Annotated in this window: 15 protein-coding genes and 3 pseudogenes; 12 read left to right on the plus strand and 6 right to left on the minus strand. The window is 68.1% G+C overall.

Going from position 1 to position 24,292, the window contains the following annotated elements; translation table 11 throughout:
• The first annotated feature begins 53 nt into the window (after positions 1–53).
• The 3 genes and pseudogenes from R6Y94_RS20850 (at position 54) to R6Y94_RS20855 (ending at position 1,496) form a co-directional block, all read left to right on the plus strand.
• Positions 54–476, plus strand: coding sequence for an NUDIX hydrolase (locus R6Y94_RS20850; RefSeq protein WP_318397559.1), 423 nt, complete (start codon positions 54–56; stop codon positions 474–476).
• Between the two features lie 49 nt (positions 477–525).
• Positions 526–636: pseudogene (locus R6Y94_RS45205) on the plus strand (helix-turn-helix domain-containing protein); the annotation flags it as partial.
• 83 nt (positions 637–719) lie between these two features.
• Positions 720–1,496: an IS30 family transposase gene (locus R6Y94_RS20855; protein ID WP_412102823.1), complete on the plus strand. Its 777-nt coding sequence runs from the start codon at positions 720–722 to the stop codon at positions 1,494–1,496.
• Between the two features lie 251 nt (positions 1,497–1,747).
• Here the strand turns inward: R6Y94_RS20855 and R6Y94_RS45210 are convergent, their stop codons facing one another.
• The 4 genes from R6Y94_RS45210 to R6Y94_RS20870 all read right to left on the minus strand — a co-directional run bounded on the left by R6Y94_RS45210 (position 1,748) and on the right by R6Y94_RS20870 (position 13,944).
• Positions 1,748–2,242: a DUF6346 domain-containing protein gene (locus R6Y94_RS45210; protein ID WP_412102824.1), complete on the minus strand. Its 495-nt coding sequence runs from the start codon at positions 2,240–2,242 to the stop codon at positions 1,748–1,750.
• Between the two features lie 216 nt (positions 2,243–2,458).
• Positions 2,459–3,373: a DUF6346 domain-containing protein gene (locus R6Y94_RS20860; protein ID WP_318397561.1), complete on the minus strand. Its 915-nt coding sequence runs from the start codon at positions 3,371–3,373 to the stop codon at positions 2,459–2,461.
• A gap of 20 nt (positions 3,374–3,393) precedes the next feature.
• Positions 3,394–9,885 carry an RHS repeat-associated core domain-containing protein gene (locus tag R6Y94_RS20865; RefSeq protein WP_412102825.1) on the minus strand — a complete coding sequence of 2,164 codons (6,492 nt, stop codon included), beginning with the start codon at positions 9,883–9,885 and terminating at the stop codon, positions 3,394–3,396.
• 138 nt (positions 9,886–10,023) lie between these two features.
• Positions 10,024–13,944 (minus strand): LamG-like jellyroll fold domain-containing protein, encoded by a 3,921-nt coding sequence (locus R6Y94_RS20870; protein ID WP_318397752.1) that lies wholly within the window; start codon positions 13,942–13,944, stop codon positions 10,024–10,026.
• Between the two features lie 400 nt (positions 13,945–14,344).
• Here R6Y94_RS20870 and R6Y94_RS20875 point away from each other — a divergent pair, with 400 nt between their 5' ends.
• The 7 genes and pseudogenes from R6Y94_RS20875 to R6Y94_RS45215 form a co-directional block, all read left to right on the plus strand.
• Positions 14,345–15,781, plus strand: coding sequence for a TldD/PmbA family protein (locus R6Y94_RS20875; protein ID WP_318397753.1), 1,437 nt, complete (start codon positions 14,345–14,347; stop codon positions 15,779–15,781).
• 99 nt (positions 15,782–15,880) lie between these two features.
• Positions 15,881–17,269 carry a TldD/PmbA family protein gene (locus R6Y94_RS20880; protein WP_318397562.1) on the plus strand — a complete coding sequence of 463 codons (1,389 nt, stop codon included), beginning with the start codon at positions 15,881–15,883 and terminating at the stop codon, positions 17,267–17,269.
• Between the two features lie 80 nt (positions 17,270–17,349).
• Positions 17,350–18,063: a hypothetical protein gene (locus R6Y94_RS20885; RefSeq protein WP_318397563.1), complete on the plus strand. Its 714-nt coding sequence runs from the start codon at positions 17,350–17,352 to the stop codon at positions 18,061–18,063.
• A 333-nt stretch (positions 18,064–18,396) separates the two neighbouring features.
• Positions 18,397–19,218: a hypothetical protein gene (locus R6Y94_RS20890; protein ID WP_318397564.1), complete on the plus strand. Its 822-nt coding sequence runs from the start codon at positions 18,397–18,399 to the stop codon at positions 19,216–19,218.
• A gap of 12 nt (positions 19,219–19,230) precedes the next feature.
• Positions 19,231–21,156, plus strand: coding sequence for a fumarate reductase/succinate dehydrogenase flavoprotein subunit (locus R6Y94_RS20895; RefSeq protein ID WP_318397565.1), 1,926 nt, complete (start codon positions 19,231–19,233; stop codon positions 21,154–21,156).
• Positions 21,156–21,944: pseudogene (locus R6Y94_RS20900) on the plus strand (succinate dehydrogenase/fumarate reductase iron-sulfur subunit); the annotation flags it as partial. The gene R6Y94_RS20895 and the pseudogene R6Y94_RS20900, both read left to right, overlap by 1 nt.
• Positions 21,945–21,995: 51 nt before the next feature.
• Positions 21,996–22,247 (plus strand): annotated as a pseudogene (locus tag R6Y94_RS45215) (succinate dehydrogenase/fumarate reductase iron-sulfur subunit); the annotation flags it as partial.
• Positions 22,248–22,363: 116 nt separating this feature from the next.
• Here the strand turns inward: R6Y94_RS45215 and R6Y94_RS20905 are convergent.
• Positions 22,364–22,747: a (deoxy)nucleoside triphosphate pyrophosphohydrolase gene (locus R6Y94_RS20905; protein ID WP_318397567.1), complete on the minus strand. Its 384-nt coding sequence runs from the start codon at positions 22,745–22,747 to the stop codon at positions 22,364–22,366.
• A gap of 269 nt (positions 22,748–23,016) precedes the next feature.
• Between R6Y94_RS20905 and R6Y94_RS20910 the strand changes: the two genes are divergently transcribed.
• Positions 23,017–23,328: a 4a-hydroxytetrahydrobiopterin dehydratase gene (locus tag R6Y94_RS20910; protein ID WP_318397568.1), complete on the plus strand. Its 312-nt coding sequence runs from the start codon at positions 23,017–23,019 to the stop codon at positions 23,326–23,328.
• Between the two features lie 85 nt (positions 23,329–23,413).
• Positions 23,414–23,776 (plus strand): PH domain-containing protein, encoded by a 363-nt coding sequence (locus R6Y94_RS20915; protein ID WP_318397569.1) that lies wholly within the window; start codon positions 23,414–23,416, stop codon positions 23,774–23,776.
• A 67-nt stretch (positions 23,777–23,843) separates the two neighbouring features.
• Here the strand turns inward: R6Y94_RS20915 and R6Y94_RS20920 are convergent, their stop codons facing one another.
• Positions 23,844–24,185 (minus strand): winged helix-turn-helix transcriptional regulator, encoded by a 342-nt coding sequence (locus R6Y94_RS20920; RefSeq protein ID WP_412102836.1) that lies wholly within the window; start codon positions 24,183–24,185, stop codon positions 23,844–23,846.
• Between the last annotated feature and the right edge of the window lie 107 nt (positions 24,186–24,292).

Genomic DNA, 24,292 nt, shown 5'->3' on the forward strand with positions numbered 1-24,292 from the left:
GCGCCCAATCGCGCTATGGGCTGCCGCAACGTGGGAAGGGCGGTCGACGGCGAATGCGGTGGAAGAACCTCGGCGAGCACACTGTCTACGAGAACAAGTGGCTGACGGTGAACCTCGCCGACGTGGAACTACCCGACGGAAGGCACCTCGACCACTTCCTGATCCGGAAGCGTCCGGTCGCGCTCTGCGCGGCCATCAACGATCAGGGCGAGGTGCTCCTGTTGTGGCGGCATCGCTTCATACCCGACACCTGGGGCTGGGAACTACCCGCTGGCGTCGTCGATGCCAACGAGACGATCGAAGAGGCCGCCGCACGCGAGATGCTCGAAGAAACCGGCTGGCAACCCGGACGACTGACGCCGCTCATCACGGTCGAGCCGTCCAACGGGCTATCCGACGCACAGCATCACGTATACCTGGCGGACGGCGCTGAGCACGTCGGCGAACCTGAAGGCGGCAGGTTCAGCCGGTCGTAGCATTTGATCTTGGTGGTTGGGTGGGACAGGATGTTCCGCCGTGCGTGCGATGTTGACCTTGACCGATCGGGAAGAGATATCCCGTGGCCTCGCCGAAGGCCTGGAGTACAAGCAGATCGGTGTCCTGATCGGTCGGAACCCGTCGGTGGTCTCGCGGGAGGTCGCCCGGCACGGTGGTCGGACCGGGTACCGGGCCACGACCGCCGACACCGTGGCGGCGGTTTCGCGGCGCCGTCCGAAGACGTGGGCGGTCGAACGAGTGCCGGGCCTACGGGAGGTGGTAGCCGAGCGGCTGCGGCTGGGCTGGTCCCGGCGTCGGTCGCGGGTCGGTTGGCGCTGGACTACCCGGACGATCAGGCTTACCGGGTGTCTCACGAGGCGATCTACCAGTGGGTGTACGCCCAGCCGGTGTCCACCTTGGCGCGGGAGCTGATCCGGCTGCGGACCGGCCGTACAGCCCGCCGTGGCGGGCCTCGCCCGCAACCCGCACCGCGGATCCGTGAGCCCCGCTACCTGGACGAACGCCCCTCCGAGGCCGAGGGCCGGCAGGTCCCTGGGCACTGGGAGGGCGACCTGGTCATCGGCAAGGCGGGTAAGACGGCGGTGGCGACCCTGGTCGAGCGAGCCTCCCGGTTCGTGGTCCTGGTCCCGCTGACCGGTCGGGACGCCCTGACCGTCGGCGACGCGGTCATCGCCGTCGCCGGGACGCTACCGCCGCGGCTCGCCCGGTCGTTGACCTGGGACTGTGGGGCGGAAATGGCCGAGCACGCGCGGATCACCGCCGCCGGGCTGCCGGTGTACTTCGCCCGCCCGCACTCACCCTGGCAACGTGGCAGCAACGAGAACGCCAACCGGATCCTGCGGGAGTACTTCCCCAAGGATGTCCCGATCACTTCCGACCCGAAGTACCTCGCGATGGTGGCTTCCGAGATCAACGACCGACCCCGTAAGATCCACGGTTGGAAGAAGCCCTCCGAGATATTCACCGAACTCGTCGAGGCAAATGCTTCCACCAACTGAACTCGCCGGCTAATTCGAATCCGAGAAGCGAGAGTGGGTCCCCCTCGCCCAAATTCCCGAGATGGTCGCAGCCGGTGAGATCCGCTCGGCAGATGCCGTAGCCGCACTTCTGGTACTCCATCATCGACTTCTCCCCTAGCTGTCCGGGGAAACAACGGCTGACCCATCCCACGCCAGCCGCCTCCGACGAGCCGACATCGGCGTCACGATGACCCTATGACGGCGCCGAACAGCGCCCTCGAATCGCCCGACTAGCTTCCCGGCATACGGTCCCTGATTGCGAAATATCGAGGAACCCCCAAAACCGCTCGGGCCAGAAATATGAAGGCACAGAAGACTAGCACAATCACCAACAGGCGGTAGATGATATAAAAGGAACCATAGTAAAGTTGCCATCCGATTCCGGTCGGCTTGCCATAGCTGCAATCCAAGGCGGCCGATCCGGAGCACGCCTGACGCAACTCAATAACCGTTCCGATGTCCGCCGGCTTTATGATGGACCTAGTGACCAGCACCTCCGTCCTCTCGCTATCAGCTTGCAGTCGCGCCCGGCACACCCACCAGTTCCCCAATCCATTCTCGCTTATTGGACCCACTCGATGGCAACTCTCGGCCCGCACCTGGACCGTCCGTTCAGACGGCCCGAACGGGCGAATGGAACCGGCGCCAGGATACAGGCTGGCCAGCGTCGAGAAAACAAGATATGAAACACAGACCAACGCAAGGAGGGCGATGACGGTCGCCATCGTTCTAAATCGGTAGAGGACAGGGCCATGGAGCTGCCAGGCGCGATTCTCTCGCGCCCTAATCTCGCGCGAGAACCTGGTGGAATCAGATTGCTCTGTCACTTGAATCCACTACCCAACCAGCCGCCGAGGAATTGAACGGGTGCCTTGACCGCGCCGCACCCTTGAATAGCATGCGCTCGCGTCACCACCTCGTACCACCATCGAGCGCCATGATCAAATCTTTTCCAGAGACCCAGACGCACCCGGTGTTCTCGGTGCCTCATACCGCAACGGGACTCTCGCTCCTTCAGCGACGGCAACTTTTCTGCTGACGTAACCCAACCTCAGGGTTTCGAAGGGGACCCACACCTCACACTTTCGCTTGCCGGCCGCCACCAGAATTCTGCACTCCCCCCAGGCGGGTTGAATCTTTGGCGAGGTGCCATCTATGCGAACCGTCGGTGCAGCCTTCTCGTAGATGGCGCGCGCGGCGCCATGGAATTCGAAATTGATAATCAGCTCACCAAATCCGGGCGGGACATCCGTTTCCATAGCAGCTTTCTCCACAGCTTCCTCGGTACCGATTGGTTGTTCCTCGTCAGATGTCCTCCGCCCACCACCCCGGGCCCTACCACGCTGTAACCTGGAAGTAAGATCGGCACCGAGCAGCCCGACCAAAAACGCGATCGCCGATAATCCGACACCGCAGACAAGAACCCCGATCTTGAGCACCTGCACAATTCCAGCCGCTAGCGTCAAGGCGAGCGATCCCGGGCGCGCATAGGCGCATTCCTGATGGTGGGGGTGTCGGCAGAACTCGACGATGCGGACCGCCTTTCCCATATCCTCGGGAGTTGCGATGGACGCGCCGACGGTTGTTTGCACTGCGCGGCCGTCGGCGAGTTCCACCACGACGTCACACTTCCACCACATACCAAATCCGTTTGTGGTTATCGGGCCGACTTCTTTGCACCCGAGGACCTCTGCCGTGCCCGTCACGCGGTAGCCGGGAAGAGTCACCATGTCACCAATGTAGAGGCTCCGGACCGTGGCCAAGGAAAGGGCGATCAGCAACGTGGCGGCAAGCGCAACCACTCCGAAGAGGAGGTAGGCAACGAGATTCCTCGCGTATGACACAAAGCTGCCCACGAAACCTCCTCCCCTTCAGGTCATCCCCCCAGAGTCGTTAAAAACCCTGAGATAAAATTCAGATCTTTGTCCCCCGGCATCAAGTTGCTGTTGACAACTCCAGCACCTACTGCTGTGGGCATTGCATCTTTCACAATTCCCCTGTAGAACGGCACCTCACTCGTCAACGCCACCTTGTGCATCTTGACAAGACTCTTAAACCCGGCCGGAGTAAAGAGATCTCGGGCGTCTCTGTTGACAAGATTCTTCGTCGCGTTCCATCCATGACGGCTAGCCGTGCTCACAACCTTACTGGTCACCTTTGTCGACGCCGCGACCACTCCCTTCTCGGCGATATCACCACCCGCGCCCAGCACGCCTCTGGCTAGTGCACCGGCCCCTTTGGCCAAAATCGCACCCCCTACGGACCCAACCGCACCGCCGGCAGCACCCAAAACTGCGCCACCCAGCGCCCCACGCATGATATCCCCAAAATCGCCACCCTTGAGTCCTGCCGTCAGGCCTCCTCCTACCGCACCAGCGAGAGCACCGCACGCAAGCGTCCCAACACCAAGCGTCAGCGCCGCACATCCGACCCCGACCGCGAGGCTCGCTATGAAACCGATGCCCTCCGGGCTGGTCGCCCAGTCCGCAGCGGCGCTCGCGGCCTTCTTGATTTTTTGACCGTTGCGGCACCAGAAGCTGGCCTGACACTCCCGCTTCTTCCGTTCGGCCAGTCCTCGTTCGCGCTGTTTCGCGGCGTACTCGTCGGAGACGGCGGTGTTCTTGGTCTTGGTGTCGGGCCACTTACCCTTGTTGACCTCCGGGTTCGCCTTCGGCACATTGCTGCTGCAACTGTACGTGCCCGTGCCGCCACCACACTCCGGGCGCAACCCGGTCGGGTCGGAATGGGTGATCGGGCTGTTGTGGCTGTAGGCGTACGCGTTCCACTGCTGCGGATCCGAAAGGTCCAGCACCGGGTCCACCGAGATGAACCGACCCAGGACCTTGTCGTACTGCCGGGCCCCGATGTTGACCAGGCCCGTCGGGTCGATGTCACCACCGACGAAGCCCTTGCTGTTGACCCAGACCGGATTTTCGCCTCGGGCGTCGCCGTAGGGTGTCTGCCGACGGATCGTGACGGCTTGGGTGCCGGCGTTGATCGCGGTCTGCTGGGTCCCCTGATGATCCGGATACAGCCAGGTCAGATCTGTGATGCTGGAGGCGCCCTTGCGGCTGGCGCAGATGGTGCCGGCGAAGCTGTAGTACCGGGTCCCGGTGTTGACGCCACCCTCGCGACGGATCTCCTGCCCCGGCAGATACAGCGTCGTCCCGGTCGCGTCACGACGGATCAGCCGCACGCCGTCGGCGTCGTAGATGTTGGTCTCGATCGTCTGCCCACCGGCCGCGACAGTGGCGAGCTTGCCCTCGGCATCCCAACCCAGGGTCTGACTGTTCGCCGCGGTGACACAGTCGTTCGCGGTGGTCCCCGCCGGCCGGCAGGTGGTGTTACCCGCCTGGTCGTAGCCGTACCTCGAAACCACGTCCGGCTGCGCTGGAGCGGCGGTGGTCATCGAGGTGACCGCATGCGGCCGAACCACACCCTGGCCACCGTTCGGCAGAGCATAGGTACGGGTGGTGTCACCGCCGGTGGTGTGACTGGTCTCGGTCAGCCGGGAACCGGTCGAGTCGAACGTCCAGTCGTGCCAGTACGGTGCCGGCCCGCCCAGGTCGGCAACCGTCGGATCGGCCTCGCAGCTAACCCCACTCTTCGGCGTCCAGGCGGTCGCCAGCCGGCCGAGAGGATCATGCCGGAAGCACTGGGTGTCGGCCTCGCCGTCGGTCGGGGTGTCGGCGATGGAGGTGATGTTGCCGGCTTCGTCGTAGTCGTAGGTCCGATCCGAGACCATCCCGGCGGCGGTTTCGCGCTCGACGGTGGTGCGCTTGACGCGCCGGGTCGCTTCCTCTCGGTGGACCACCTCCTGAGTGAACTTGCCGCCGGGCATCTTGTAGACGGAGCCCGAGCGCTCGCCGTACGCGGTGTAGGAGGCGGTGGCCATGGTGCCCGCCGAACCGGTGAGACTGGTGTCCAACCGGGTTGGCATACCCGTCGTCGAGTCGTAGTCGGTCGTCAACTGCTCCGTGACAAGCCCGCCGGCTCCGGGATACGACATCGACGTCTGGGTGCCGGTGAATTCCGAGTAGCCGTACGCGTAGATGTACGTGGCATCCAGACCCGTCTCCACCGCCGGAATGACGTAGTCGACCCCGGTCGGCTGGTAGCGGTTGTTGAACTGGCGTACCCGCCACCGGTAGGCGTTGGTGGAACCGGCCGGCTCGTACCGGGTGGCCTGGGCCAGGTGGCCCTTGAAGCCGGGCTGGCCGCTGAAGAGGCTGTCGTACTTCCACTCCGCGCGCAGCGGGCCGGTAGCGGAGTCGTCACGTAGCTGCGTCTTGCGACCGATCTGGTCGTAGACGTACCAGAGCGACTCGCCACGGGCGTCGGTCGTCTTGACCAGCTCGTCGTAGTCGTTGTAAGTGCTGGTGGTGACGCCCTTGTCGGGATCGGTGACCCGCCAAAGCCGGCCCTGGACGTCGTACTCGTTGATCCACTCGTTTCCGGCCGTGTCGATGGTCTTGACCATCTGGTCCTTGTGGTTGAGGACGTACCTGGTCTCCTGGTAAGCCCCCGTGACGCCCGCTGGTGTGGTGTGCTGCCGCACCGCCACGGTCCGGTCCTGGATGTCGGTCACCGTCGTGGTGGGGGTCGCGCCGGCCGGCGGGGTGACCTTGGTGAGGTCGCCTTCGTGGCTGGTGGTGGTACGCCACTTCTCGACCAGGTTGGTGACCCCGTCACCGGCCAGGAAGATCTCTGCGGTCGGCCGCGACGCACGGTCGAAGAGGGTCTTCGTCACCGCCGCCACGGACCATTCCGGTTCCCACCACAACCCACCCGCAGGCGCACCCGGTTCGGCGTGCGCTCCGTAGGAGACCGCCGCCCGCCCGAACTCGTCGTAGATGGTGTCGGTGACCACCCGGTCGCCGCTGCCACCGAGCGAGATCGACTGGGTTTGCCGAGGACGCAACAGGCCGTCGAGGATCTGGAACGAGGAGATGTAGTTGCCGTCCGGATTCAGCGTCAGCGACTGGACGTACGGGTAGGCGTTACGGCCCGACGCGTACGTGTAGCTGTACTGGGCAGAAGGTCTGGTCGGGTTGGCGGACTTCGACCAGCCGAAGTCCCACACCTTGGCGACCCGCCCGAACGCGTCGTACTCGACCTCTGAGGTGGTCTTCCCGTTCTGGTCGGTGCCCTTCACGGCAGAACCCCAGTACGGGTTGACCTCCTCGCTGGTGACCCAGTTGAACGGCGCCGGTCCGGTGGTGGTGACCTTGCTCACCGGCCCGCCGACCGCCGGCATGTAGGCGGTGGTGGTGACGTTCCCCTTGATGTCGGTGTTGGTCAACTGCCGGCCGGTGCTGTCGTACGTCGCCCGGCTGACGGTCTTCCATACCGTTCCGGTGTCGGGCGCCCAGTCCTTGAGCTGCTCGGACCTTGTCACCGACCCGAACCTCGGCGCCGTGTCCACGCTGGTCGCGCCGTCGTAGTAGTCGCGTCCGTCGCTGATCAGGTGGTCGGCGCTGGTCGGTGCCGTGTCACAGGGCAGCGCCTTGGCGGTGGTCTGCTTGACCAGTTGGGTGAGGTTCTTGGTGAGGTTCCGGTTGTAGCTGTAGGTGACACACTTCTCGTCACCGTTCTCGGCGACGTCGCCGTCGTCCTGCGACCAGTTGATCGTCCCGTAGGTGTGGTCGAAACTCTGGCGGCCGCGGGAGACCCGCCACCCCCGGTCGCCGTCCACCCCGAGGGCGGTGGCGGTGTAGGTGGCCTGGGTGTCGGTGAAGCGGGCCTCCACCAGGTCGCCGTTGATGGTACGGCTGGCGGTCGGGTTGGACCGCCACGGGACGTGCACGGTCTTGGAGACCGGCTTGGTGTCGACGCCGTTGTAGACGACCTGCTCGCGGATCTGCCCGGCGAACTGGTCCTCGTCGTAGACCGTTTCCGAGCCCAGCGACGCCGGCACCGACACCGTGCGGGTGCCCCCCGAGGGCGCGGCCCGGTCACCGTGCATGCCACGCATGAAGGTGGTCACGGACAACGTCCGGGTCGCCGGGTCGTCACCGACCCGGGTCTTGACCTGCGCGTAGCCGCGCCACTGGCTCCACGTCTTACGGTCCGGTTTGGACAGGCCGTCGTCGTCGGCATAGTGCCAGGCCGGACTCCCGACGTATTCGTACCAGGTGTGCTTCGACGGCGCCTGGTGCCCGCCGGCCAGCTGCACGTCGTCCTCGGCGACATGCTCGACGCGGTACTTGTGCCACCACTCGGTGACCAGCGCGTTGCCGGTCGGATCAGCGGGGTCCGGCACCTTCACCGGATAGCAGCGCTTGGTGTTGGTGTGCGGCGAAAGCGTCTCCACCATCGCCTCGGTGCACTCCGGCAGCGAATAGTCCACCTTGATTCGCGCGCCGGTCTCGGTGACGATGCTGGAGATCCGAAGCCAGTTGTCGGCGGTGCCGTGTTCGGTCAACACCCGGTTCGGCAGCGACTCGGCCTCGAAGGTCACCGGCGGCAGGTTCACCGTGCCACCCACCAGCCCCGCGTGGTCGATCCGGTCCAGCCACAGGCCCTCGTGGGTGGAGTCCGCCGTCGCGGCGAACGTGTGCGACAGCGTCCAGGATTCGACGTTCTGCCAGGCCGGGGTCGCCTTGGTCGTGTCCCACACCCGGGTGGTGATCTTCTTCAGCCGTTTGGTTGTCCAGAACGTCGGGGTGTACTGCTGCGGGCAGGAGGTCGCCGACGCCGTGCACTCCTGGTCCCACGGCGTGTCCTTCCAACTCGACTTCACCGGGGCGGACTCGGTGCCGCAGTTGGCGGTGCACCGCATGTCGGTCTCGAACAACACCTGGGCGTACGGGTTCACGCTGCGCTCGGTCACGTCGTGCGTCGCGGCGGTGCGGTCGTAGGTGCCGTAGTCGATCCGGGTCAGATAGCCGGACCGGTCGTACGTCACGTCGTCGGAGTCGGTGGCGTTACGGGCGTACTTGTTGGTCTCCTTGCCGTACCAGAACGACATCGTGTTGCCGCGCACGTCCACGACGTAGTCGAGATTCCACCGCCACGCCTGCACGCAGTCGGAGCCGGCGAAGCTGCTCTCGTGGCACGGCTCCCCCGAGTGGTTGCCGAAGACCGGGACGGTCAGCGTCGAGTTCGTCCTGCCGCTCTGCCCGGGCAGGCTGTGCAGTCCGAAGAAGTACTGGGTCCCGTCGGTGGTCGTCACCTTCCAGTACTCACCGACATCCCCGTAACCCGCGTCGCCCGCGTCGCCGTTCGACGCGCCGGTCAGCTTCTCGATCTTCGACCCGTCCTCGCCACGGGAATGCCAACCCCGGCCCGACTGGAAGACCAGCTCTCCGCCGCGGCCGTTGAGGCTCATCGTCGCGTTGTCCGACCGCCAGCACTGGTCACCACTTGAGGTGGTGCTGTTCGCCCCGTCTTTCGAGTCCTCCGCACACGGCACGTACCGGCGCTCGATGTAGCCGGGTGAGTAGTCGAACCCCTCCCCGATCCACGACGGCTGATTGTTCGTCACCTCGGAACGGCCGTCCACAGACGACGACGAGTAGGCCAACGAGATGTCCGGCACCGGTCCTGTTGCCGGCGGCATCCGCACCGGGTAGTTCCACGAGAAGTCACCCGACGACCCCCCGGCCGACCACGTCGACGAGGAAGCCAGGCTGGTGGCGCCGAAGTCACCGTCGCTGCCAGCAGCGCCTGCGGCCAGCACCACGAACGACCCGGCCGCCCCGGCCGCTGAGGAGTCCGGCACCCGGCCAGCGGCCGGCGATGGCGACGGCGGCACGGCCACCACCGCCGACGCCACTCCCGTAGCGAGGTCGTTGGAGGTACGCAAAGGCGTTGACCGGCATGCCGGCTCGTCAGGGGTGGTGAGCGCGCACCGCGGTACCTGCCACAGGCGCAACCGAGATGCCCACGACCCACCGGCCGCGTATCGGAATCCGCTGTAGTCCACCGACAGCTTCGCCGCGCCGCCGCTGGCCCCGGCCGGGGCGCCCACCTTCAACACCAGGCCGTCCTGCCACGCCTGCGGGACACTGTCGCGATCGACAACCTGGAGATCCAGGGCGGACAGTCGTCCGCCGCCCTCGCCGTCGGCACTGTCCACCCAGACCGGCATGCTTCCGGCTTTGACGCCCAGGCCCGCGGCATTGCGCGCGTTGGTCGCCGGAAGGTCGACCCGGGCGGTTGCCGGGTCTGGCCAGCGCGGCGTCGGGGCGGGATCGGAGGTGACCCGCTTCTGCGACCAGGCCCGGCCCGCCACCGGCCCACCATCGGAGTCGAGCTTCTCCACCGGGGGTGCCGCAGGCTCTCTCGGCGGGACGTCCGGTGCCGCCTGTCCCGGACTACCTGGCAGCAGGGCACCCAGCAGCGCCGCAACCAACCCGACCACCACCCAGCGCCGGCTACCGGTGGCGGAATGCCACCGACGTCCGCGCCGCGAACCGCGTGCCGACCCTGCGAACATCAGGTCTTCCTTCCCGAACGAATCCCGCCACCACGTCTTGAGAGCGAATCGATAGCTGTCACCCGGTCACCGCCGCCACATGACCTGACCATTCGTGTCGAGCAGGACGAGTTCCCCGTCGTCGCGGAGCACAAGGCGGTCAGCCGTGCTCCCCCAGGTTTCGGTATCCCACAGCGGGACATCGTCGGCGCTGTAGAGCACCACGTTTCCATCGACCTGGAAGAGCAGGTGTGCACCGGGATTACCCCAGGTCGCCGTGTCCCACAGCGGATAACCCGCTTGGTAGAGAACCAGATTGCCGTCGTCCTGCATCAGGAGCTGATAGTTACCGATGTCCGAGCGAAGATACTGGCCCTCGGTCAGCTCCTCCCCACGCGTGAGCACATTCGTCCCCGGGGTCACCGGGATCTGCGCGTTGTACCACTCGAACATCGAGGCATCGCTCATCGCGCCCTGGAACACCGCGACATCGTCGATGCCGCCGGTCCACTGGTCCATGCTCCCGTCGTGCCACAGCACCCGACCGACGAGCAACGGACCGGACGAACTCATCGGCCTGAACGAGATCGTCCGCCGGCCCTCCAGTTCGCCGTTCACGTAGAGGCGGATCTCGCTACGGGACGCGTCGTACACACCGGCCAGATGCGTCCACACCCCGGTTTCCGGTACCGATGTCGAACTGACCCCCGTTGTGACAGAGGGGTTGACATCCTCAGCGCTCACGTTGAACTGCCATTTGCCGTCCGCGGAGGAGTACTTCAGCCAGGCCGCGCTCTCGTGCGCTCCTCGCTGAGCCACCGCGGTACGCATCCCGTCCAGGCGGTCCAGCGTCACCCAGGCGGACATCGTGAAGGAGTCATCGGTACGCAGTACCGGCGTCTCCTGCCAGGTGGTGAACTCCCGGCCCTCGCTGTCGGGGGGTGTCACGCCCGTCTTGACCGCACTACGGCCATATTCCTCAGCCGGCTCGGTGTGGCCCTCCTCCGGGAAGTACTCGTAGTCCAGCCAGAGCCCGGAACCGCTGGTCGAGCGGCCTGCCCCGACAGCGGCACCCCGGGTCAACGCCAGCCACCGGCCCCACCCCGTCACTGTCTCCGGCGCCTCGCAGGTGTCCTTCAGGTTGGCCAGATAGCAGGGTGCCGCAGCCTCGAAGTCCCAGTTCCCCACCTGGACCGGCGTCAGGATTCCCGGCTCGTTGAATCCGCCGGAGAGGGGGTCCATCGCCAACTGGCCGGTGAAGTCGTGCCGCACGAGCACCCGATCGAAGACCTGCACGTCAGCGATGGCGCCGTTCCACCAGAGCGCGACCGCGCCGGCATTGAAGCTGTGGCCCACCACCAGCCGACCCGACGCCAGCCACGGCGCCGCGGTGCGCTCCGCCTCCGCCACCTGCTGACCGTTGACATACAGCCGGAGCATCTTCTCCGTCGCGTCGTACACGCCGGCGAGATGGGTCCACCGCCCCACGTCCGCCCCCGTGATCGCCGCCGTCGAGACTGCCACCCGGGTGGTGCTCGACTGAGCCGCGGTGTCCTTCATCACGAACGACCAGTACGGCGTCAACGGGGTGCCCATCCGACGCACTCCCAGCTCGAACCCTGCCGCGTCGACACCCGACTGGGCAACGACCTTGACGTCAGCGGTGGTGGGGACGGCACCGAGACGGACCCAGGCAGCGACGCTGAACGACCGGGTGGTGTCCACCACGCTGGCGGCGGTCGTCGCCGCGGAGGAGGAGCCGTTGAAGGCGGCGGTCTGACCACCGACCATTCGTACGCCGTTGGCCCAGGCGACATTCGTGGCCGTCAGCGAAGAATCGACCGGGGCCGGTTGCCCGTCGGCCAGCGCCGCCGCCTGATCGACGCCCGGATAGGCCTGCAGCCCCCACTCGGCAATCGGTGGCGCCGGCCGCCCGACGGTGAACTCGACCGACCCGTTCCCCTCGTTCAGGGTGGCATCGATGGCCTTGACCAACAGCACGTTGCGGCCGAAGCTCGGCGCCGTCAGATCGACCTCCGCGTACCTCGGATTCGAGCCCTGGGCCGGGACCTCCTTCGTCGCGGCATCCCAGCCGTACCTGAACTTGGTCACGTCGGAGGCCGTCGACTCGAACCGGACCCTGCCCGGCCTACCGGGACCGGCCGGCGCGGTCACCACCTTCGCCTCGACCGGCGGCACCGTGGTGTCCGCCGTGAACTGGCACCACGCCGACCACACGCTGGGCAGCGAGTACGGCGGCTTGTCGGTGCCCCTGGCCCGGAAGGCATACGTCTTGTCGGCAACTATCGACACCGTGTTACTCGTCGCTCGGGCGTTCGGGGTGATACCCGTCTTGGCCGGCGGAGCGGACTTCCGGGCCGGCGACGTGTCGGTCACCGACCCCATCCCACCGGCCGGCACCTCGATCCATTCGAATGTTCCGGTCAACGAGTCGGCCTTGTCGGCGTCGGGGAACACCGCCGACAGGTTGGGGCTCAACGTGCCGACCGTCAGGACACCCGAGGTTGGGCAGGCCACCCCGGCGACCTGCAGGCCGTTGGGCTGGCCGGGCTTGGTGTCATAGTCCACGTAGAGCTTCGCGCTGTTGGGGAAGAACTTCTTCCAGCGACCTTGCGTCGACTCGCCCGAACCGTCGGAGGCTCGAGCCGTGAACCCGACCGTGACGCTGGACGACCCATCGGTCGCCACGGTTCGCAGCCGGCTGGTCACCCCCGAACCTGAGAAGTTCATAATCATGTCGGGCTGGATCGACTCGCATCCGCCAGACTCGTTGGCGTGGCCGGAGGCGGAGTCCATGAACGCTTTCAGCCCGATAGACCATGACGCCTTCGGCGTGGCGTTGATCGCCGACGTCCAGTACATCGACGCCACCGTGTCGTCACACGACCAGGAGTGGTCGAGTTTCATCTGCACGTAGGCCGACTCGATGTGCTTGCCCCGCAAGGACACGCCGTTCGCCGTCGTCGAGAACTGGAAGAACGACCGGTAGAGGGCACCGGTATCCGGATTCAACCCCACCCGGGCCGCGCTGTAGTCGGTGTTCGACGAGCCGTTGTTGGTCGCGTACGCCCACTTCGTCTTGTAGACGGACCACGCCGGGTCGACATACAACGGGAATACCGTGTCCGGCGCGGTGAGAAGCTCCTCGTCCGGTCGCAGCAGCAGGTCGCCGCCCGAGACCTCCACCTCAACCGTCGCGACCCTGGCAGCGTCGCCAGCCGCCGCGGCTGTCGACTCCGATCCCTCCGGCGACGCCTGCGCCCCGGCGGAACGCCCCGCTGCGCCCGTACGCGAGTCCCACATCACCGGCGGCTCCGCCGAAGCGATCTCGCGTGAGCCCACCACCGCCCGGAGCCCGCCATCCGGCCCGGAAAGCACCTGGGCATCGCCGCCGAGCCCGAACCGAATCTGACGCACCGCCGGATTCGCCGCGGCACTCGCCGACTTGACCACGAAAACATGGCTGAACCCCGTCCAGGTCGCCCGAACCACCAGGTCCACATCGGGCAACACGTTCGGGTACGTCGCTAGTTCACCGGAAACGGTCGGCGTCGGCAGCGCACCACCCGGCCACGACATCACCAGGGTCCGGCCCTCGCTGACCAGCGTCGCCAGCGGACCAGGACCACCGGCCGAAAAGGCCACGTCGGCCACTGACGCGGCTGGCCGCCACAGGCCGCCCTCGGCAGGGACAAGGCCCAAATCGACATCGACCCAACCCCCCGCCCGATAGGTACGCTGCGGCACGGCCGCGGACTCGAACAGGAACCGCCCGTCCGGCTGCGCCACCACCTGGGAGAACTCCGTCTGCGAACCGTCGACCACGACAGGTTCGGCACAGGCCACCGCGAGCGCTGACGCCTGAGCCTCAGAATCAGCGACTCCCGTGCAAACCGGGGCCGGAGCCGCCGCAGCAGTACGCCACGGTCCGGGATCGACCAGGACGCCGCCCGCCGCCGCGACCACCGCCACCACCCACAAGGTCAGACCGCGGCGTACCCGACGTCGCACGTCACGCCGCGAAGCTGAACTGGCCGCCACCAAGCCGGGCGATCCTGTACCGACACGCCGATATTTGGGCGCCCAGGCACCAAGCACCGCAACCCCCCGTAATTGATTGATGACAGCGTGCGCAGACTGTACCGACGTGAAAGAACCTCCGTAAAGAGCCGTTACAACTGGTGATCACAAAACCGGCAAAGGTTTGCATCCTCGTCCGGGAACAGCACTCGTTGCAGCACTTGGCCAGTACGTCGCGCGCGCGCCGTCGGCAAACCCGGCGAGGTGTTAAGGCTCGCTGACCCCACCTCCTCGCATAAGGTCATCCATGATCGGGTCCGACTCCGGCCGGATCACCGAACGGGCGAACCAGCGAGGAGAGATGCCGATGGCCGAGTTCGACGTGGCGACGGCGGCGGTGCAGGCCGCCCTCGATGCCGGGGCCCGGTACGCCGACGCGCGGGTCATGCACCGCCGGTACGAGTCGATGTCCGCCCGCAACGGCGAGATCGAGTCCGTCAGTCAGGACGAGAGTGCCGGGATCGGGGTACGCGCCCTGGTCGGCTCGGGGTGGGGCTTCTACGCCGTACCCGATCTCTCCGGGTCGGCGGCCCGCGCGGCGGGTGAGCGGGCCGCGCAGATCGCTGCCGCGAGTGGCCGGATCGCCGGTCCCGGCAGCAGCCTGCTTCCGGTGCCGGCCAGCACCGGGTCGTGGAGTTCGCCCTGCGCGGTCGACCCGCTCTCGGTGCCGCTGTCCGACAAGGGTGACCTGCTGGTCCGGGCCACCGGAACGTCCCGGGAACACGGCGCCGACCTGGCCGAGGGCCTCTATCAGATCTGGGACACCCGCAAGTGGTTCGTCTCCAGCGAGGGCCACCGGATCGACCAGCACGTCCGGGAGTCCGGGGCGGGGATCTCGGCGACGGCGATCGGCGACGGCGAGACGCAGCGCCGCTCCTACCCCAGCTATCGCGGCCAGTACGGCACCCAGGGCTGGGAGCTGGTCGAGTCGCTCGACCTGACCGCGCACGCCGCCCGGATCGCCGAGGAGGCCCGGGAGCTGGTGACCGCGCCGCTATGCCCGGCCGGCGAGACGACCCTGATCCTCGGTAGCGAGCAGATGGCCCTGCAGATCCACGAGTCGGTCGGGCACGCCATCGAACTCGACCGGATCCTCGGCTGGGAGGCCGCCTTCGCCGGTACGTCCTGGTTGGACCTCGACCAGCTCGGCGCACTGCGGTACGGCTCCGAGCTGATGAACGTCACCATCGACCCGACCATCCCCGGTGCGCTGGGCAGCTTCGGCTTCGACGACGAGGGGACCCCGGCGGCCAAGCGTGACGCGGTCCGGGAGGGGCGCTGGGTGGGCACGCTCGCCGGCCGGGACTCGGCGGCGATCGCCGGGCTGGACTACGCCGGCAGCGTCCGGTCGGACGGCTGGGCCCGGCTGCCGATGGTCCGGATGACGAACGTCGGGCTGGAGCCCGGCCCGCACACCCTGGACGAGATCATCGCGGCCACCGACGACGGCGTACTGATGGACCTCAACCGCTCCTGGTCGATCGACGACAAGCGGCTGAACTTCCAGTTCGGCTGCGAGATCGGCTGGGAGGTCAAGAACGGCCGGCGGGGCCGGATGCTGCGCAACCCGACCTACACCGGGATCGGCCCGCAGTTCTGGCGGTCGATGGACATGCTCTCCGCGGAGACCATCGCCTGGGGTACGCCGAACTGCGGCAAGGGGCAGCCCGGCCAGATCGGCCACACCGGCCACCCCGCCGCCCCCGCCAGGTTCACGAACGTCCGGGTCGGAGTCCACGGGTGAGCGCGAGGAGTGAGCCGGGTCTGCGAGCCCCGCAGTCGCGAACGAAAGGCAGGCACGGGTGAGCGCGAGGAGTGAGCGTAAGCGGCTTTGGAGGCAGCGATGACATCCCCACTCGACCTCGCCGGCCAGGTCGTCGAACTCGTCCGGCAGGTCGGCGGGCCGGGTGCCGAGGCGGAGGTCGGCACCGAGCACGCCGAGCTGGCGCTGACCAGGTTCGCAAACTCCTTCATCCACCAGAACATGGCCGACGCCGTCACGACCGTGCGGCTGCGGCTGCACCTCGACGGGCGTACCGCCACCGGTTCGTCCACGGTGGTGAACGCCGAGGGGCTGCGTGACCTGGTCGAACGTACCGTCGCGGCGGTCCGGCACTGCCCGCCCGACCCGGGCTGGCCGGGGCTGACCCCACCGACCACCGTGGACGGCAGCGGCAACTGGGACGAGGTCACCGCCGTGGCCGGGCCGGAGCAGCGGGCCGAGCGGGTACGCGAGTTCGTCGAGACGGCCGGTGGGCTGGAGGCGGCCGGCTACTGCCGCACCGGGCAGCGGACCGGTGCCTTCGCCAACACGGCCGGGCACTCGGTGACCGGGCGGAGCACCGAGGCGGCAATGGACGGGATCGCCCGGTGCGGTGGCGCGGACGGGGTGGCCCGGCTGGGCTCGTTCCGCCTCGCCGACCTGGCCGGCGGCGTACTCGGCGCGCGGGCCTCGGTGAAGGCGCGGGCCGGGGTCGCCCCCGTCGAACTGCCCCCGGGGCGGTACGAGGTGGTGCTGGAGCCGACCGCCGTCGCCGACCTGCTGCAGAACCTCTCGACGTACGGCCTCAACGGCAAGGCGTACAACGAGCAGCGCTCGTTCGCCGTGCCCGGGGAGGAACAGTTCGACCGATCGGTCACGCTGCTGGACGACGCGCTGGCCGGCCCGGCGCTGCCGTTCGACGCCGAGGGCAGCCCTCGGGTCCCGGTCGCCCTGGTCGAGCACGGCATCACCCGGACGGTCGCGCACGACCGGCGGACCGCGGCCGAAGCCGGCACCGCCTCGACCGGGCACGCCGTGCCGGGCGGGGCGGCCGTCGGGGCGGTTCCGCTGCACCTCGGGCTGGCACCGGCCGCCTCGCCGAACGGTGTGACCAGGCCGGGCGAGGTCTCCGGGCCGGTGGTCGACGCGGACACCGCCGCGCTGGTCGCCCAGGTACGGCGCGGGCTGCTGGTCACCGACCTCTGGTACACCCGGGTCCTCGACCCGAGGAGTCTGGTCGTCACCGGGCTCACCCGCAACGGGGTGTGGCTGATCGAGGACGGTGAGGTGGCCGCCGCGGTGCAGAACTTCCGGTTCACCCAGTCCTACCCGCAGGCCCTCGCCCCCGGCGCCGTACTCGGGATCGGCCGGCACTCGGTGTTGCAGTCCCAGACCTTCAGCAGCGCGTGGTGGTCGGCGCCGCCGCTCCGGCTGGCCTCGTGGAACTTCACCGGCGGCGCCTCCGGCTGACCGGTCTGCGGGGCGGCGGAACGTCCCCGTCCCTCCGCACGGGGATGCCCGGATCGCGTCACGGTGCTTCACTGGGTGGCGTGACGGACGACGCGACCACCCCCGCCGCCGACGACGACGCGGGCACCGGCTCCCGGTACGGGTCCGACAGCCCGGGCCGGGCCGAGCCGGCGAGCAGGGCCGGCGACGTACCCCCGGGTGCGCCGGCCGGCACCGACCAGCCGACCGGGCAGCGACGTCCGCCCGACGCGGCCGCCCGGCGGCGCCGCCGGCTGACCATCGCCGGAATCGCCGGTGCGGCGGTCCTGGTACTTCTGGTCTGCGGCTGCCTCGGCGCGTTCGCGGCCGGTCTGGGCCGGTTCGCCCGGGAGTCCGACCGCGAGCGGACGGCGCAGGCCCGGGGCGATTCCGCCTGCCGCGAGCTGGAGAGGCGGCTCAACCGGTTGACCCCGCCGGGTGCCACCGGAAGCCCGGGCGCGCGGGCGGCGGCGATCCGGGACGAGAACGCCGCCGTACGGCCGTTCCTGTCCGAAATCGAGCGACTACGCGGTTGGTGGGGCAACGACCGCGACGACCCGGACGACGACCGGGGCGGTCGTGGCGAATCCTGGCAGCGGCTGGTCGACGCCCGGGCCAGCTATGCGGACGCACTCGACCGGCAGGTGACCAACGGTGAGCCGGCGTTCTTCATCGCGCCGCGCGATCCGGCGGGCCGACCTGTGGTGGACCGGTTGCAGCACGGGCCCGAGGAGTGCGCCTCGGCCGCCCGCAGACTCGGCGCGCCGGACCTGTAGGCGGCGCGCCGGACCTGTCAGCAGTTCACGTTCCGCAGCCGACCCTGAATCGTCCGTGCCCCGCTCGGCCGCACCGATCCGGCCGTACCCGGCACGGTGGGTGTCACCGAGTGAAGTTATGCACAACCGCGCCCGGATCCGGGAACAGGACTTTCGTAATCGGCGGGAAACCCGCGAGACTCCCTTGCGCATGTGCCTGTCAACGTGCGGCGTAACGTGTGCACCGACGCGGACGCAGGTAGCGCGGCTGCGGGTCCTCCCCTGCCCCCGCGCGCCCCGCCGGAACACCATCCGTGCCCGTCAGCCAGACCGGGCCCCGTCAGGGAGACATAGATGACTACGAGGACGGCCCCACCTCCGGCCGGACTGCCGGGGAGCGTGCGCCAGCGCGCGGCCATCACGGCAAAAACCCTGCGTACCGACCGCTGGTGGTTCGCTCCACTGATCACGGTGATCGGGCTCGGCGCCTGGGTCACGTACGCCACGGTGCGGGTATTCATGCACGACTTCTACTGGGTCGCGGACTACCACTACCTGACCCCGTTCTACTCGCCGTGCGTGACGGAAGCCTGCATCCCCGAGGCGGCGCACTTCGGCCGGGTACTCCCCGGCTGGTGGTTCATTCCGGACGCCGCGCTGACCCTGCCGTTCCTGCTGCTGTTCCGGCTCACCTGCTACTACTACCGCAAGGCGTACTACCGGTCGTTCTGGCTCTCGCCGCCGGCCTGCGCGGTCCCGGACGGGCACAAGACCTACACCGGCGAGACCCGCTTCCCGCTGCTCGGCCAGAACCTGCACCGCTACACCTTCTACGCCGCCGTGATCATCTCGCTGATCAACAGCTGGGACGCGGTCCTCGCCTTCCACAGCCCGAAGGGCTTCGGCTTCGGCCTCGGCAACCTGGTCCTGCTCGGCAACGTGGTGATGCTCTGGGCGTACACGCTCTCCTGCCACTCCTGCCGGCACATCGCTGGCGGCCGGTTGAAGCACTTCTCCCAGCACCCGGTGCGGTACCGGTTCTGGACGTTCGTCTCCAAGCTCAACGTCCGGCACATGCAGCTCGCCTGGATCACCCTGGGCACCCTGGCGCTGACCGACTTCTACGTCATGGCGCTCTCCGCCGACTGGTTCGACGACCTGCGGTTCATCAACTAAAGGGCCTCTGACATGACTACCCGAATCGAACGACACCACTACGACGTCGTCGTCATCGGTGCCGGTGGTGCCGGCCTCCGCGCGGCGATCGAGGCCCGGCTGGCCGGGAAGCGGACGGCGATCATTTCGAAGTCGCTGTTCGGCAAGGCCCACACCGTGATGGCCGAGGGCGGCGCCGCCGCCGCGATGGGGAACGTGAACAGCCGGGACAACTGGCAGGTGCACTTCCGGGACACCATGCGGGGCGGCAAGTTCCTCAACAACTTCCGGATGGCCGAGCTGCACGCGAAGGAGTCGCCGCAGCGGATCTGGGAGTTGGAGACGTACGGTGCGCTCTTCGACCGCACCAAGGACGGGAAGATCTCGCAGCGCAACTTCGGCGGCCACGAGTACCCGCGGCTGGCGCACGTCGGCGACCGGACCGGCCTGGAGCTGATCCGCACCCTGCAACAGAAGATCGTCTCGTTGCAGCAGGAGGACAAGAAGGCGCACGGCGACTACGAGGCGCGGATCAGGGTCTTCGCCGAGACCACCGTCACCGAGCTGCTGCTCGACGGGGACAAGATTGCCGGGGCGTTCGGCTACTACCGGGAGTCCGGCGAGTTCGTCCTCTTCGAGGCCCCGGCTGTCGTGCTGGCCACCGGCGGCGTCGGCCGGTCCTACAAGGTCACCTCGAACTCCTGGGAGTACACCGGTGACGGGCACGCGCTGGCGCTGCGGGCCGGCGCAACGCTGATCAACATGGAGTTCCTCCAGTTCCACCCGACCGGCATGGTCTGGCCGCCCTCGGTGAAGGGCATCCTGGTCACCGAGTCGGTCCGGGGCGACGGCGGGGTGCTGAAGAACTCCGAGGGCCAGCGGTTCATGTTCAACTACGTCCCCGACGTCTTCCGGAAGCAGTACGCGGAGACCGAGGAGGAGGCGGACCGGTGGTACACCGACCCGGACAACAACCGGCGCCCGCCGGAGCTGCTGCCCCGGGACGAGGTCGCCCGGGCGATCAACGCCGAGGTCAAGGCCGGTCGGGGTACGCCGGCCGGCGGCGTCTACCTGGACATCGCCAGCCGGCTGCCGGCCGAGGAGGTACGCCGCCGGCTGCCCTCGATGTACCACCAGTTCAAGGAGCTGGCCGACGTCGACATCACGGCCGAGCCGATGGAGGTCGGGCCGACCTGCCACTACGTGATGGGTGGCGTCGAGGTCGAGCCGGACAGCGGCGCGGCGGCCGGACACGTGCAGGGGCTCTTCGCCGCCGGTGAGGTCTCCGGCGGCATGCACGGCTCCAACCGGCTCGGCGGCAACTCCCTCTCCGACCTGCTGGTCTTCGGCAAGCGGGCCGGCGGGCACGCCTCGGCGTACGCCACCGGGCTGGCCGCGCGCCCGAAGGTGTCGGCGGCGGACGTCGAGGCCGCGGTGGACCGGGCGCTGGCCCCGCTGGAGCGCGAGGGCGGGGAGAACCCGTACACCTTGCAGCAGGACCTCCAGGCGGTGATGGGCGACCTGGTCGGCATCATCCGGCGCAAGGGTGAGCTGGAGGAGTCGCTGGTCAAGCTGGCCGACCTGCGGGACCGGGTGACCCGGGTGGCGGTGGCCGGCGGTCGCCGCTACAACCCCGGCTGGCACCTGGCGCTGGACCTGCGCAACATGCTGGTGGTCTCGGAGTGCACCGCCCGGGCGGCGCTGGAGCGCGAGGAGTCCCGGGGCGGCCACACCCGGGAGGACTTCCCGACGATGGCGCCGCAGTGGCGCACGGTCAACCTGGTCTGCTCGCTCGACGGCGACAAGGTACGCCTGGAGCACAAGCCGCTGCCGAAGATGCGGGGCGAGCTGATCCAGCTCTTCGACCGCACCGAGCTGGCCAAGTACCTGACCGAAGAGGAGCTGGCGGACTTCGACGCCCTCACCGCAGAGGCGCACGCTGAGGAGGCGGCCAAGTAATGGCGACACAGAACGCGCCGGGCGGCGCCGGCAAGGCCGGTTCCACCCGCAACTTCAAGGTCTGGCGCGGCGACGAGTCGGGCGGGGAACTGACCGACTACCAGGTGCAGGTGAACGAGGGCGAGGTGGTCCTCGACGTCATCCACCGGTTACAGGCGACCGAGGCGCCGGACCTGGCCTGCCGGTGGAACTGCAAGGCCGGCAAGTGCGGCTCCTGCTCGATGGAGATCAACGGCATGCCCCGGTTGGGCTGCATGACCCGGATGTCGACGTTCGAGGAGAACGAGACGGTCACCATCACCCCGCTGCGGACCTTTCCGGTGATCCGGGACCTGGTCACCGACGTCTCGTACAACTACGAGAAGGCCCGGGAGACCCCGGCGTTCGCTCCGCCGAGCGAACTGGAGCCGGGTGACTACCGGATGCAGCAGGTCGACGTCGAGCGGTCCCAGGAGTTCCGCAAGTGCATCGAGTGCTTCCTGTGCCAGAACACCTGCCACGTGGTCCGGGACCACGAGGAGAACAAGGTCGCCTTCTCCGGGCCGCGCTACTTCATCCGCGCCGCCGAGCTGGACATGCACCCGCTGGACGCGAAGACGGACCGCAAGGAGTACGCCCAGGCGTCGCAGGGTCTCGGCTACTGCAACATCACCAAGTGCTGCACCGAGGTCTGCCCCGAGCACATCAAGATCACTGACAACGCGATCATCCCAATGAAGGAACGCGTCGTCGACCGACGGTACGATCCAGTTGTGTGGCTCGGTAGCAAGATCTTCCGCCGTGGCAAGCAGAACGAGGCCGCTCAGGGCCAGACCCCGCGCGACCCGGACGAACTCGGCTCGGTGCACTCGCACGCGGGCGGTTCGCACGAGCCCGAGGCCGAGGCTGGGGCGGAGCACGGTGTGCACTGGGGCCGGCAGGTCCCGCACCCGACCGCGCCGCCGCTGGACTCCCGGGGTCGGTTGGCGATCAGCGAGTTCACCTTCGACAAGGCGGCCGCGCCCTCACCGTTCGGTGACGACGTGACCTTCCCACTGCCGGCCGAGGGGCTCAACTACAGCCACCCGGAACAGCCGCGCGACAAGGACTGACCCGTCTCGTGGCGCGGGCCGAGGCCACCGGAGGGTGAGCTCGGCCCGCGTCCCGGGGCCGGGTGGCGGTCCGACGACGGCCGACGGGACGGCGGTGTTCAGCACCGGCCGGTCGGTCAGGACGCGGCCAACACCGGGCGCAGCGCCGCCACGATCGGTAGGTCCGCCGGCAGCCACGGCACGCTGTCCAGCTCTTCCGGGCGCAGCCAGCGCAGTTCGGAGTGCTCCAGAGGCTGCGGCTGGTCCCCGTCGACCAGTGCGGCCAGATAGACCCGGAGCACCGAGCGGCCATGACCCATCGGGACATCCCCGCCGATCCGGTCACCGATCTCGACCCGTACGCCCAGCTCCTCGGCACACTCCCGGACCAGCGCGGCGACCTCGGACTCGCCCGGCTCGACCTTGCCGCCCGGAAACTCCCACCGGCCGGCGACCTCGGGCGGGTGAGATCGCGCACAGCCGAGTACCCGGCCGGCGACCACGATGGCCGCTCCCACCACGACCTTCGGCTCCCGCCGTCCGCGCCCGGAATGTCCCCGGGTCGACCCATCCCGGTCGTTACCGTTCGCCCAATCGGTCCGCACGGGCGTCCAGCGTGCCAGATCAATCGGGAATTCGGGTAGCTGCGCCGGACCCACCGGCCAACAGAAGACGGAAGGGTGGACGTGGACACACCAGCCGGCCAGCGACAGACTAGGGAGCACCGACCGAGACACGGGATGGCGACGATTTGGCCACAAGCCGGCAACGACGCCTGGGAGGTTTGGCGATGCGTGCTCTGTGGGGTGGCCGAATGGACCGCGACTACCTGAGCGACGCACTCACCCTACTGGGCGGCTGGACCCGCGAGGGACAGCAGATCAAGAGGACCCTCATCCTCGACGACACCCAGCACGCGGCCCTCACCGAGCGGATAAAGATCATCGCAGACGCGCTGCATCTCCGCCCGGAGGTGCGGCGACTGGACGGGCACACCCAGATCAGGATCGGCCCCGGCGACGACAGTGAGATCACCGAGGGTGAGGTCACGCTCGCCGCCCGGATCGAGGACGTCTACCGCGCGGTGACCGCTCCGAACTGACCGGGCGAGGCCCGGCCCCGTCTCCGCGGACCCGGCGGCCCCGCTGGGCGGTGCGGTGGTGGCGGGCCCCTCCTACCCTCGGATCATGGCCAACGTCACCTTTGACCGTCGCGAGCAGCTCAAGCAGATCGAGAGCGGCCTCCTCGACGGGGAACAGGTCATCGCCGTCTACGACGCCATCGGCACGGGCACCGGGTTCATCGGGCTGACCGACCGACGCGTGATCATCCAGGACAAGTCGTTCGTCGGCAAGAAGTTCGCGATCACCAGCATCCCGTACTCGAAGATCACCAGCGTGAGCGTGGTCAGCAACAAGTCATGGGGTGGTTCGTTCTTCTCCACCGGCGCCATCGCGATCAACGTCGGCACCCACACCTACGAGGTGGAGTTCCGTGGCGACCAGAAGAGTCACCACGTACACAACGTGATCCTGCACTACATCTCGTGACCGTCGACCGGGCTGATGTCCACCCGGTCGCCGTCCGGGGACGCACCCGGGACGGACGCGCCGACGCTCAGGCTTCCCGCGTCGCCTCGTACGCCTTCCGGGCGGCGAGGACGTCGTCCAGCCGCCCCTCGACCCAGCGGGCCAGCGCCGACACCTGCTCCGCGACCTCCCGTCCGGTCGGGGTCAGCGAGTAGTCCACCCGGGGCGGGATCACCGGTTTGGCGGCGCGGTGCACGAAGCCGTCCCGCTCCAGGGTCTGGAGAGTCTGCGCCAGCATCTTCTCGCTCACCCCGCCGACCTGGCGGCGCAGCTCGCTGAACCGGTAGGACCGGTGCAGCAGCACGGCCAGCACCAGCACGCCCCAACGGCTGGTGACGTGTTCGAGCACCCCCCGGGACGGGCAGTCCACCCGGTTGACGTCGGGCGCCGTGCCGGGCGACTTGGGCGGAACCCGACCGGCGGGAGTCGAATTCTCGGTTACGCTCACGTCACTACCTTACTCAGAAGTGGGTACTG

The sequence above is a fragment of the Plantactinospora sp. KLBMP9567 genome (assembly GCF_033446045.1).
GTDB lineage: Bacteria > Actinomycetota > Actinomycetes > Mycobacteriales > Micromonosporaceae > Plantactinospora.

What these genes read in the sequence shown, in the direction of transcription:
- R6Y94_RS20850 (WP_318397559.1), top strand. Translation starts at nt 54, where the DNA reads ATGCGGTGGAAGAACCTCGGCGAGCACACTGTCTACGAGAACAAGTGG.
- R6Y94_RS20915 (WP_318397569.1), top strand. Translation starts at nt 23,414, where the DNA reads ATGGCCAACGTCACCTTTGACCGTCGCGAGCAGCTCAAGCAGATCGAG.
- R6Y94_RS20895 (WP_318397565.1), top strand. Translation starts at nt 19,231, where the DNA reads ATGACTACCCGAATCGAACGACACCACTACGACGTCGTCGTCATCGGT.
- R6Y94_RS20890 (WP_318397564.1), top strand. Translation starts at nt 18,397, where the DNA reads ATGACTACGAGGACGGCCCCACCTCCGGCCGGACTGCCGGGGAGCGTG.
- R6Y94_RS45210 (WP_412102824.1), bottom strand. Translation starts at nt 2,242, where the DNA reads ATGGCGACCGTCATCGCCCTCCTTGCGTTGGTCTGTGTTTCATATCTT.
- R6Y94_RS20875 (WP_318397753.1), top strand. Translation starts at nt 14,345, where the DNA reads ATGGCCGAGTTCGACGTGGCGACGGCGGCGGTGCAGGCCGCCCTCGAT.
- R6Y94_RS20910 (WP_318397568.1), top strand. Translation starts at nt 23,017, where the DNA reads ATGCGTGCTCTGTGGGGTGGCCGAATGGACCGCGACTACCTGAGCGAC.
- R6Y94_RS20880 (WP_318397562.1), top strand. Translation starts at nt 15,881, where the DNA reads ATGACATCCCCACTCGACCTCGCCGGCCAGGTCGTCGAACTCGTCCGG.